7 protein-coding genes are annotated in these 12,339 nt (G+C 62.2%); all 7 read right to left on the bottom strand.

Annotated features, from left to right (window positions below):
- Positions 1-267: 267 nt before the first annotated feature.
- The 7 genes from ACFFWD_RS18455 to ACFFWD_RS18425 all read right to left on the bottom strand — a co-directional run bounded on the left by ACFFWD_RS18455 (position 268) and on the right by ACFFWD_RS18425 (position 12,152).
- Positions 268-1,167: a right-handed parallel beta-helix repeat-containing protein gene (locus ACFFWD_RS18455; RefSeq protein WP_376967607.1), complete on the bottom strand. Its 900-nt coding sequence runs from the start codon at positions 1,165-1,167 to the stop codon at positions 268-270.
- Between the two features lie 236 nt (positions 1,168-1,403).
- Positions 1,404-4,703: an adenylate/guanylate cyclase domain-containing protein gene (locus ACFFWD_RS18450; protein ID WP_376967605.1), complete on the bottom strand. Its 3,300-nt coding sequence runs from the start codon at positions 4,701-4,703 to the stop codon at positions 1,404-1,406.
- 581 nt (positions 4,704-5,284) lie between these two features.
- Entirely contained in the window at positions 5,285-7,699 is a 2,415-nt protein-coding gene (locus ACFFWD_RS18445) for a DUF4238 domain-containing protein (protein WP_376967603.1), read from the bottom strand.
- Between the two features lie 289 nt (positions 7,700-7,988).
- Positions 7,989-8,711, bottom strand: coding sequence for a transporter substrate-binding domain-containing protein (locus tag ACFFWD_RS18440; RefSeq protein ID WP_376967601.1), 723 nt, complete (start codon positions 8,709-8,711; stop codon positions 7,989-7,991).
- A gap of 290 nt (positions 8,712-9,001) precedes the next feature.
- A complete protein-coding gene (locus ACFFWD_RS18435) occupies positions 9,002-9,538 on the bottom strand; it encodes a hypothetical protein (RefSeq protein ID WP_376967599.1) in 537 nt (178 codons plus the stop codon).
- Positions 9,539-10,065: 527 nt separating this feature from the next.
- Positions 10,066-11,265, bottom strand: coding sequence for an IS91 family transposase (locus ACFFWD_RS18430; protein WP_376967597.1), 1,200 nt, complete (start codon positions 11,263-11,265; stop codon positions 10,066-10,068).
- An 11-nt stretch (positions 11,266-11,276) separates the two neighbouring features.
- Positions 11,277-12,152 carry a tyrosine-type recombinase/integrase gene (locus ACFFWD_RS18425; protein WP_376967595.1) on the bottom strand — a complete coding sequence of 292 codons (876 nt, stop codon included), beginning with the start codon at positions 12,150-12,152 and terminating at the stop codon, positions 11,277-11,279.
- Between the last annotated feature and the right edge of the window lie 187 nt (positions 12,153-12,339).

Genomic DNA, 12,339 nt, shown 5'->3' with positions numbered 1-12,339 from the left:
CGGCCGAACAAGGAGATAACCCATAACGAAAAGCCTTGACACCAATCGCCCCATACAAGTGCATTGGCCCATCGCTTCAGTTAGCGCAGTGCAGCGACATGTCTGAAGTTGGGGGCAGATCGGAAGTAGCAGGTCAACTGCAAGGACGACGCGATTGACCCCTAGCCGACATACGCCGAATCGAAAAGCCCGCAGCGCAGTGGGTGTGTTATCGTGTTGCAGCTGGGCGGCGCGCGCCACGATCAGGCGCTGGCACCGCTGTGCACATCAGGGCGACGCAGCCTCAATGCAGGAATTATCAAAACGCTTGGCGCCGCGTTTGCCGGCAAGCTTGGCAATTGGTCCGTCCACATAGCCGCCCAGCGTGCAGGTCACGCCATAGCCCTCGTTCAGTCGGCCAGGGTCAGTCTCGTTCCCGTTCTCGCGCCTAGGCATTGTCACGCCGGTGACGACCACGCCGGAGCCACGAGTGACCGATAGGGCATCAGCCCCGTTGGCCGAAATGCTGTTGGCCCATACGTCGGCGTGTGAGTTCCGATCAATCACGATGCCGCTGCCCTTGTTATTCTCAATCACGTTGCCAAGAATGTACGCGCTGGAGCCGTGGCGGACTACGATAGCATGTCCGCCTGCGTTACGGATCGTGTTTGGAAGCGGATCAAAAATAAGAAATCCGATGCGCGCGCTGGAGCCCTCACTAATGTCGATAGCAAACGAGGGTGTGTCCTCTATGACATTTCCTCCGATCCGCGCGACACTTGTTTGATCGAGGTGAATACCCCACCGCCTAGTCTGCCGAATTGTGTTTCCTTCAATGACTGCCGACGCGCCGGCCGCCTGGCCCGAAAGGTGAATGCCATCGCGTCCGCCTATTATCATGAAGCCTCGCACTGTGATGTCGCGTCCTCTGATAAAAAATCCATCTTTGTCTTGAGGCGGCCGTATGGTGGCATTCGCCGGTCCAGTGAAAGTGATACGTACCATTTCGGAAGGCACCTGAACGCCCTCGTTGCAAGTTCCTCTGACCTCAATGACATCACCCGGCTTTACCTGGTCGAGCTTCGCCTGGATTTTCTCTCCGGCATCGCAATCGACCGTCGAGGTCGCAGCACCTGCCGAGGTCACAATCCAAGTCATGCTGAGTAGCGCGGCTGTGGCGGCTTTCATGGCGGTCCCCTAAAGAACATACCCCCGAGAACATAGCATGAGTTTGGCCCAAGGCGGCCGCCCCTTATCAATCATCCGAACGATCAATGTAGGGCAGCAATTGGCCCTTCGCGACATATTGCATCGCCACAATACCTCGGTCGCGATCGGAGCATAGCGGAAGTTGACGGACGGCTGAGTGTTGTAGAGGGCGACGCGAATGACCCGGAGCAGAAGTCGCAGATCTCCGTACTTTTCTAGGCCAACTCGGCAAGTAGGGCGGCGGCCTCTTTGACGTCGGTGATATCGAACCTCTGCGCGAAACAGCCGTAGATCGGCGCCAGCAGGTTACGAGCTTCGGTGCGCATGCCTTGATCGCGCCAGAGGCGGGCAGCGCTGGTGGCGGCGCGCAATTCCCAGAACCTCGCGCCCTGCTTCTGCGCTGTTTGAAGCGCGCGGCGCAGCCATCGTTCCGCATTGTGTCGATCGGACCTAGCGATCATCGCCTCCGCCATGAGGCGATAGAGCTCTGCCACGTACCATCGTTCATCGGTCCGCTCGACCAGCTCCAGCGCTTCCTTTAACAGACTCGTGCCGTCAGCAATCCGGTTCGCTCTCCGGTGCGCTTCCGCCAGAAGACCGTAATAGTAAGGCACCATGAGCTCGTCACCGGTCGCCCGCTTGGTCGCCAAGCCCCGCTGTATCGTGCTGATGGCCTCCTCGATGGATCCTCCCATCTCGAGCATGGCCCATGCTCGGAAACACGTCCCTGATCCCACGAAGAGGGGAAAGCCATGCTCGGTAGCGATCGCCACCAGTTCCTCGGCTCGTTCCTGAAGAATAGCTGCGTCGCGGCGAAGTTGGTAAAAGATAGAGTTGTTGTGCAGGGCGACCGCCAATGTATAGGGATGCGACAGCTCGCGTGCCCAAGCGAGCGCGCATCGGCTCTCGGCCAGCGCTTGATCCGGCTCTCCCAGCAGCAGATGTGTCCAGGCGACGAAGCACTCGCAGACAACGCGCCCATCGTGAGGCGTCAGCTTCGGAGGTCGGTGCGCCGCTGGGTCATAGAAATCGAGCGACTGTCGCAGATGGGGAAGCGCACGGCTGAATTCGCCACACCACACAAGGCTGACACCAAGGTACCGGTGCGCTATCAGCTTGGTCTCGCTGTCATTTCGGCCTTCAGAAAGCCGAAGCAGTTCGTTTGCCAGTTCATGACTGGCACGGATCTCTGCGCTATTGAGCAGGTACGAGAGCGCGCCGGCCCAGGCGCTCGCAACCTGTGCTCCCTCCGGCGCATCGCGGCACAACTCGCGGGCACGGGCATAGGCTTCACCGGCCTCCGGCGAGGCCCACCCCTTGGCTGCCGTGATGGCCCCGGCGAGCGCAAGCTGAAGCGAGCGTTCATTGGATCGACGTTCCGGACTTTTCGGCAGGCTGCCGAGCAGCTTGAGTGCTTTGCCAAAGTGGGCGGCGGCCTCGACCATGGTCGAACGTTGGACGGCCAAATGCCCAGCCCTCTCCCAATACTCGATGGCCTTTTCATCCATTCCAGCGCTGGCGCAATGCTGCGCCATAAGCTCTGGCCGAGCCGCTGCAATCTCCGGAAACTGGCGTTCCAGCGTGGCGGCGATACGGCCGTGCAGTTGCTGCCGTCGGGGGCGCAGCAAGGTGCTGTAGGCGGCGTCCTGCACCAGCGCGTGCTTGAAGGTGTAGTTCGCATCAGGCGGCGTACCGCGTCGGAATAACAGCTCCGCGCGGATGAGCTGCTCCAAAGCGTCCTCCAGCCGTGGTGGCGACATGTCGGCTACTGCGCTGATCAGTTCGTGGGAAAACTGACGCCCGAGCGTCGCAGCGATCTGCGCCACTTCTCGCGTTGGCGCCAATCGATCGAGCCGGGCTAGAAGTGAGGCCTGCAGCGTCGTTGGGATCGCGACATGCTGTCCGGCATCGGTCATCCCTTCGCTCTCGATCACCGACTTGGTCAGCTCCTCGATAAATAACGGCACGCCATCGGTGCGATCGATGATCTGATCGGCAATCTCCTTGGGCAATGTCTTGCCGCCGGTTACGTGCGCGATCATCTCGGCACGGTGCCGCGGCGGCAAGCGGTTGAGGCTGAGCAATGTGACGTGCGAGCGCCCGATCCAGGCCGGCGCGAATTCTGGCCGGAAAGTGATGATCAACAAGACCGGGAGGGTGGCTACCCGGTCGACGACGAGGTCCAACAGGTCGAGCGAGGTGGGGTCGATCCAGTGGACATCCTCGAACACCATCAGCACGGGCCGGCGCGCCGCCAGTCCCTCGAGCTGGGCCAGGAGGGCCTGAAGCGTCTTCTCCTTGCGCTTCTGCGGGGTGAGGCCGAGCGGTGGATAGCGATTGCCGGTCGGCACGGACAGCAGGTCCGCGATCAGCGGGACCGCCTCGCCGAGGTCCGCGCTTGCCTCGCCGAGCAACGCCTCGAGCTTGTCCAACCGTTGCTGGTCCGTATCGTCACGCCGGAATCCCGCTGCCCGCTCGAGCTGTGAGATGGTCGGGAAAAGCGCGCTGTCCTGATGGTGCGGCGAGCAGAAACGGCGCAAGCGGATGTGTGGATCATCGCCCAGCCGCTCCACCACGGTCTCGGCGAGGCGCGATTTGCCGATGCCGGGTTCACCCGATATCAGCACGACCGAGCCATCGCCGCGTTTTATCTGCTGCCAGCGGCGCATCAACAGCTCGATCTCCTCGTCGCGGCCGAGCAGGGGCGTCCTGGCTACGTGCAAGGCCTCGAAGCGGCTATCGATCGCGCTCGCACCGATGACTCGCCAGACCGGCACCAGGGCGCTGAAGCCTGTGATGAGCACGCTCCCGAGAGCGAGATACTCGAAGAGTCCACCGACGAGACGGCGGGTGCTGCCGTCGATGACCACCGTATCCGGCTCGGCCAGCGCCTGAAGCCGCGAGGCCAGATTCGGGGTCTCACCGACGACCTCGTGCTCCTGCGACTCGCCCTCCCTGATGAGATCACCGACGATCACCAAACCAGTGGCAATACCAACTCGCACTTGCAATCTTGCCTCCGGGCCGGCATCCAGTCCGGCCACGGCCGCGACCAATGCCAGCCCGGCGCATACCGCGCGCTCAGCATCGTCTTCATCCGCCCGCGGATAGCCGAAATATGCGAGAACGCCGTCGCCCATGTATCTGGCAACGAACCCGCCAGATTTCTTGATTTGCTCGGCACAGCAGCGGTGGTACGCGCCAATGATTTCCCGCAAGTCCTCAGGGTCGATCCTTGTCGAGAGCGCAGTCGAACCAACAAGATCAGCGAACATCACCGTGAGCTGACGTCTCTCGGCCTCGCTCCGAGGAGCAGGCGCGGATCTCGGTCCGGCCTCATCGAGCTCTGCAATCGCGCGCAATAGCTTCCTACGATGGCCGAGCGAGACACCAATTTTTTCGAGGTCGTGGTCGGTCAGATCGCGCAGAACGCTAGGATCAATGTCGTTCTCGGCAAAGCGCTGCGCGTATTGCCCCAAGCCAAGCTTCTCGAGCCACTCCGCAATCTGCTGCATCGGCTCCACCGACATCGGGTTGGCGGCTGGCCGAATTCTAGACCCACGGCGAAGAAACGTCATCCCAATGTTTCCGGGATTGCACGTCTTGCTTGCAGCAATTCGCCCGCGTCGGCCTTCGACTATTTTGCCAAGGTGGAGCGCCAGTACGGATGTTCGCTACCAAGAAGCGCATGGTATGTTGAGAACAACTGTATACGCCCGATTTCGGCAACAGGCAGCGTTGCGTAACGGGACCAAAGTGCTGGCGGCTAATTGGGCGGATCCATGAGCCGGCGACAGAGGATTGCGCGACGTTCGGCTTTTGGCCCGCTTGAGACATGCGGACGAGGCCACGAAATGTCCGTTCGCCGGGGTGGATCGGAAGTCATCGGCGGACGATTAAAACAACGCGAATGACCCATAGCAGACGTTCCTCTGCTCGATAGCCTATGCTTCCCGAAGAGCTGGAGGTAATCTTTGTTGTATCGCATGACTGCGAAAGGTGGCCGAAGCAGCGGTTGTACCGCGGATGAGGCTTTCATTTATTGAGGCGGACGCTTGACGGTGACGGCGGTCCTTCGGCCCCCACCAAGGGGTCATCAAGGCTCGATGAAGAAGGCCATCGGAACGTTCGATATATGCCTCTCCGAGCTCGACATCAGAAGAAGGCGATTGACGGTGTTGTCCTGCATGCCGCCCGGAGGGAAGACGCACGAGATGCGCCCCTCCTTCACGGGCACGCCCGACTTTTTGAATCCGACCTGAGCCGCGGCATGCGCTTTGGCGAACCGGCTAACCAACTGCGCCTCGCGATTGGGTCTCGCCCCGCGCTCTTCAAGATTGGAAAGGTACTTGAACAGGTCTCGAAGCAAATCCGGGTAGCCCGCGCCGGTCTTGCTCAAGGCCGCGGTCACAACATCCGTCGCGCTCCGCGGGAACGCGAATTTCGAGCGCTCGATGTCGGTCACGAGCGGGGCGAGACCGGGAGTCGCGGCCTTGTACCGCCGCCGGATGGCGCCCTGGACTTCTCTCCAGCGGAACGGGCTATCCGTGACGATGCAGGCTCCCGTCGCCTGGGCCAAATACATCGTCATCTCGAAATTCGGTACGAGCTTGGACATATTCATCTGCCCGCCGCCTTTTCCGCCTTCCAATGAGCCTTCCTGGAGGACGGCCAGGGGATCATCCTCCCGCATCTGCACGCCGGCGCGCATGACCGCCTCGACCTCCTCCTCACCGAGATCCGGCTTGAGCTTGCGGAGCTGCCTGCGCATCGCGTCAGGCGGCATCAGCATGATGCCGCGCCGGTTGTCCTCTTCTATCGTCTTTTGCAGGCGAGGGTCATCCTTCGGGTCGAACCGCGGAGCTCGAGCCCGTGCCATGCTCATCATCTGCTGGCGAAGATGGAAGTCGAAGTCGCAGGGGTCCGGTATGAGGTTCACTAAGCCGAGATCGACGAGCGGCATGACGTTCAAGAAGAACAAAATCGTCTTCAGGAACTCCTGCCGATAGGACTTCGGGTTGCCGGTCGGGCTCATCTCCCTTTTTAGAGTTCCGGGGTGGACGAACGGGTGCGCCACGATCAGCTCGCCGAAGTACAGGGGAGCCGCCAAAGCGAAGTCCGTGATCGACGACGGGTGGATGGACCCAGTGTAGATGGCGCGAGCCTCGCCGTCGGGCTTGGGCAGCAGCGCGAGCAGATCGGTCTCGAGCGGCCACAGCCCTTCGTAGAGATTGTAAATCTTGCCGATCTTCTCGTCGGTTAGCTCGCGGCGAATCTGCACCCAGTCCTTCCCGGACTCGAGCTCCAGCACGTTCACGATGGCGCTCTGGAGCATCAGGTTGCGCTCGCGGATGCTCTTCTCGTTCCAGGTCGGGCGCAGCGCCTCCGGCTTGGACTGGCAGCACTCTTTGAACGATTTCCCGCGCCCGCATCCGCAGTAGTTGCCCGGCCGCAACGGCTTGTCCGGCGGCCTCTTGATCAAGAACTCCCGCGGCTTCTCGGTCCTGCCGAACTCGTCCTGGTAGTGGACATCGCCGCTCTCGTACTTAACGAATATCTCGCCGCCGAACTCGAGCAGGCCGAGCTCCGGCGGCATCAGCGTTTTCCGGAGCTCGCTCCACGACTGCGTCACAATTCTTTCCGGGTACAGCCATTCCTTGCGCCCGCCGCCGATATAGCGGCGCGCGCGCTTCTTGACGATGAAATTGATTTCCGCAACTTCCTGCGCGGTGAGCTTCCGCTCGCGGATAAACGAGTCGATCTTGGTTATGGACTGCCGGTAGCTGCGCGCAAAGGTCCTCTTCTGGAGCGGGCCGGTGCTCGGGTCCTTCGCGTACTCCAGGTTCGTGAGGATCAGACAGTGGTCGCGGTCCATCGGGTAAAGCGTCTGCGAACCCCGCAGCGCTATTCCGGGATCAAGCGGGTACGCGCACGCACCATCCGTGGGAGGGACCGCGTGGTTGTAGATCGTCACCGGATGGTCGCTCGTAATGAACTTCACGTCGGAGTCTTCAGCAGAGACGATCTCGCGCACGCCGCCGACCCAGATCGCGCAGTGCAGCATGCGGATGCCCTGCATCTCGAACATCAGCTCGTTCTGCGTGAGGGCGGGATATTGGGCCTTGAGCCAGTCCAAGCCCTTCGGCGTGCGGATTTTCTGGATATCGAGAAACTCGAAGAAGTCTTGGAAATGGTCGTGCCATTCGCGCATGTCCGTGCCTATGAAGGCGCGGACGGCTTGCGAGCCCCTGGTGTCGACATCGCCGAATAGGCGGCGCTCAATCTCATCGTTGATGGACGTTCCGAAGAAGGTTGAATACAAGTCCTTCTGGCGAAATGCCAATGAGGTCGGCGTATTGTCCCACGCGCCCTTTTGAGTAATCACGCGGCCGTCCGCTAGGACCTGCCGATCAGGTGTCATGTCGACGTAGGCAAGCGACGAGCGCCCAGGCTCAAAGAACCCCTCTTGGTACCATTGTGGGACGTAGTGGTTGTTTCTCGTGACCGACATCGCAGCGATTCGTTCGACATTGTGACACCCAACGCACTTACCTGACTTCCGTCACTATTGTCGACTGTCGCATCTTCTCAACCGAGCGGTTACTCGCGCTCGGGCGGGTTGAACGGCTAAGCCCGACGTGCTCCAAGCCTGCCGCTATTTCTGCTTCTGGCACGAAACGGACCAGCCGAGCCGAGCTTGCGATGTCCGTTGATTGGGTTAGACCTGAAGTAGCGGGCGGGGCGTCAAACCGACGCGATTGACCCATAGCGGTCGTGAACTGAGCTCGTTCGCTGCCTGATCAAGAAGGTTGCGGAACCCGAACGCCGCGCAAGCCAGCTTCATCGATGGCTTTCTGGACGGTCCCGTCAGACCGCATTTTGTTCACGAACGCGTCGACGGTGGGAAGCGCCGCAGAGGCCCGCTTGCGCACCCCGACCGCCATTTGCACGACATTGAATTGTCCGGGTAGCACGCGCGCACCGGGCAGGGCATCGGCGATGCGGTGGGCGAGGTGCAGGTTTTCGCCGTAGACGTCGGCCTTTCCTGTCGCCAGCGCGTCGCGCGCCGGTTCGAATCCACCGGGCACTGGCACGATCTCGGCATTCTTGATGAGACGCTGCAACACATTGTGAGGTGCGCTGCCTTTTGCGACTGCGATTTTCACTCCGGCACGGTCGACATCATCGGCACTCGTCGGCGTCGCACCCGCGCGCGCAACGTAGCCGTTACCGACCTCCATGAATGTTATGCTGAAAGCCAAGTGCTCGGCGCGAGATGGATCGCGCGCCGCAAGCCCGATGTCCCAGTCGTCGGTCGCAAGGCTCTCATTGTACTGTGTAGGATTGTCGTAAGGCCTGAGCTCGACGGGCACGGCAAGGTGCGCAGCAAGCGCCTGAGCAACGGCGACCGAAACGCCGCCCAGCGTGCCGTCGGGGCGGCGCGTCACCAGGACGGGATTGGAAGCAATAAGGGCCGCCCGCAGTTTGCCCGTCGGCGCCAATGTACTGGCGGATGGTGGCATTTGCGCTCTTGCTCGGTCCTGCGTTGAAACTGTGACCAACGTGGTTATTGCGGCCGTGATCGTATCTCTTCGTGTCCACATGACCTAACCCCAACTACTATTCACGCTGTACGATCCTAGTGCCCTCCCAGAAGCCCGCAAGGCCTCGTCGCGCGGGCTTGCCGGTCGTGGTCCGCGCCACGGGCTGTTGCACGTCGGCTGCTGGCCCTTCCCGGACCTCAACGCAATGTCCGCTCCTGCGCTGCTCTTGAGGTTGAACGGAACCAAACATCCCCAGGCGCCGAACTCTTTCACCGCTTGCGGCCGCGATACGTGATGCTGATCGAGGTGCGCCGCGGCGGAGTTCGCCACGCTGATATTTCGAGCGTGTCGTCGCTCCCAGCTGCGCCTACCCGCCAGTTCGCCACAAGTCGATTGCCGTCGTTGGCCGCCTTCTCGGTTTGGTCGTGGGCATTCAATGTTCTCTCGATGAGACCCGGTAGAGCTTCGGCCGACACGCCGATGGTCGTCAGCGAGCATATCACGGTCGGACCATCGACAGGACCGCTGAAGTAGGCGGTCATACCGACGTTTTCGCCCCGCTTCGTCAATCTTGCCATATAGAGAATGTCGATCTGGGGCCCGGCCTCCATGTCAGCCGAGATCGGGCCGCCATCTTTGACGAAACCCAACCCAGTCGCGGTGCGTTCTATTTCGCTCGGCAACGCCGGCCGTAGTGCGCAGGTCCTGGCGAAGAGATCGACCAGGGCGGGGCCCTGGTCCTCCTCCGCGGCGACCGCGCCCGCGAGCGCCAGCATCGCAAGTCCCGCGATCGCAAATCGAACCATGCCAAGCTCCCCACTGCTCAAGGTGTCGCGCCGCGAGTTTCCTTCGGTACCATATTCGTCGTTTCGTGACCGAAAGCCAAGAGATGCGGCGGCCGGCACTATCGCCCGCTGGATTTGCGATCTCGTCTCTTGGGCTTTTTCGATGAAGTTCGAGGGCTGATCCTCTGAACGGCTTATGTCCTCTCCTGTGAAGGGTTTCGGATGCCGGCCGCTTGAGGGACGGCGCCGCGTGTTCGGCGGCCGGCGTCCGAAAGCCTCCAAGGGAGGAAACCGCGCTTAAGGGAACGTAAGGCCGTGCGGCAGGCGCTATGGCGATTTGAGTGCCGCGGGCGGGCTGGCTGATTTGGATGGAGCCGTTGCAACGAGTTGTGCGACGGTGACGCGGCTGACGAATGCGCGGCGGATGGCGTCGAACTCCATAAGTTGTCCGACGATTTGCCACGACAGCCGGAACTCTGAGCGTGCTGTGCTGTGGCCGGCAGAGGGCCAGCGAGCGCGACGAGCACATTTGCGGGATTGTGGCACGGTCATGAGGTGTCGATCCTGATGACGATCGTTGGAGCCGTCGGCCGTTGCCGTGGCGTTGCACCACGCGCGAAGACCTCGATGATGATCATGCGACCGCCGCAGCATGGACAGGTCGGCTTGCTGGGCTCGACGGCGGCCGCGGGAGTTTGGCCCTCAGGTTTTGCAACGGCGAGCAGCTCACGGGCGCGGGCGATGTTGTCAGCGCAAGCGCTTTTGGCGAACAGGCCGTAGTGGCGGATGCGGTGCAAGCCCTTGGGCAGCACGTGGATGAGGAAGCGGCGGATGAACTCGAAGGTCCCGAGCGTCATGCGCTTGTAGCGATCGCGGCCCTCGATGCGGTAGTCCTTCCACTTGAAGGTGACGCCGCGGTGGTCGCAGGTGATCAAGCGGCTGTTGGCGATGGCAACGCGGTGGGTGTAACGCGATAGATAGGCCAGCACCGCCTCAGGTCCGCCGAACGGCCGCTTTGCATAGACGATCCACTCGGCTTTGCGCAGTGGTGCGAGATAAGCTGCGCAGGATTGCGCATCGGCGAGGTGGGCGTAATCGCCGAAGAAGCTCAGGCGGCCGGCTTGGTGGGCAGCGACGAGCTTCTCCAGGAACAGTCGCCGGAACAGGCGCGAGAGCACGCGCACGGGGAGGAAGAAGCCCGGCCGGCACGACACCCAGCGCTGGCCGTCGGGCGAGATGCCGCCACCGGGCACGATCATGTGCACGTGCGGATGATGGGGCAGGGCCGAGCCCCAGGTGTGCAGCACGGAGGTGATGCCGATCCTGGCGCCCAGATGCTTCGGATCGGCCGCGATCGTCAGCATGGTCTCGGCCGAGACCTTGAATAAAAGATCGTAGACCACGGCCTTGTTCTGGTAGGCGATGTCGGCGATGGCCGCGGGCAGCGTGAACACGACGTGATAGTACGGCACCGGCAACAGGTCGGCTTCGCGGTCGGCAAGCCAGTCCTTCGCAGCGGCGCCTTGGCACTTCGGGCAGTGCCGGTTGCGGCAGGAGTTGTAGGCGATGGTGGTATAGGCGCAGTCCGCGCAGCGCGCGACATGGCCGCCGAGCGCCGCCGTGCGGCAGCGCTCGATCGCCGACATCACCTTCAGTTGGTCGAGGCTGACATGGCCGGCAGGGGCTTGACGCCATGCCGGACCATGGTCGCGGAAGATATCCGCAACCTCCAAGGCCGGGCGCGACACAGGCCTTGGCGTCAGCCGGGCGGCCGGATCTCCTTGAGCTTGAGCGCGATATGTTCCAACGGGCTCATGACCTCGCTGATCGTCTTGGTGGCGACCCGGGTGTAGAGCGCCGTGGTGTCGAGCTTGGCGTGGCCGAGCAGCACCTGGATCACGCGGACGTCGATGTTCTGCTCCAAGAGGTGGGTGGCGAAGCTGTGCCGCAAGGTGTGCAGTGAGACGCGCTTGTTGATCTCCGCCATCTGGGCGGCGGCGTGACAGGCGCGGTTGAGCTGGCGCGTGGTCATCGGCTGCGCCGGATCGCGGCCCGGGAACAGCCAGCCCTGTGGCCGCGCCGCCTTGCACCAGGCCCGCAGCAGGTCGAGCAGGCTCGGTGACAGCATGACGTTGCGGTCCTTGCCGCCCTTGCCCTGCTCGACGCGGATGATCATCCGCTTGCTGTCGATGTCGGCGACCTTGAGCGAAACCACCTCGGCGGCGCGCAGGCCGGCGCCGTAGGCCACGCTCAGCGCCGCCTTGTACTTGAGCCCGGGCGCGGCATCGAGCAGCCGCGCCACCTCCTCGGGGCTCAGCACCACCGGCAGCTTGCGCGGCTCGTGAATGACATGGGTGTGCTCGACGATCTCGTGGCGCCCGAGCGTGACCTTGAAAAAGAACCGCAGCGTCGAGACAGTCTGGTTGATGGTCGGCACGCCAACGCCGCTCGCCGCCAGGTGCAGCTGGTAGCGCCGCACGTCCTCAAACGTCGCCGTATCCGGCGAGCGCCCGAGAAACGCAGCGAAGTTCTTGACCCTTTGCACGTAGTCATGTTGGGTCTTCGGCGCGAATTTGCGGATCGTCATGTCTTCGATCATGCGCCGGCGCAACGGGCTCTTTGCCTCGTCGGTCATGGGGATGCTCCTGTCTTGGGTGAAGGTTGCGAACCCCTCATCTCAAGACAGGACGCCCCGTTGCGCTATCCTCTTGGCTGTGTCGTTAGCCGCAGCGTCCTACCGCGCGAGCGGTTTAGATGCTATGGGCTGCGCGCGCGAGAGATCGAGGCCTACGTGATCCACCCGTCGAGCGTCCCGGTGTCGC

The sequence above is a fragment of the Bradyrhizobium erythrophlei genome (assembly GCF_042430365.1).
Classification (GTDB): domain Bacteria; phylum Pseudomonadota; class Alphaproteobacteria; order Rhizobiales; family Xanthobacteraceae; genus Bradyrhizobium; species Bradyrhizobium erythrophlei.
The sequence above is the reverse complement of the archived record's forward strand: the minus strand, read 5'-3'. Positions and strand labels throughout refer to the sequence as shown.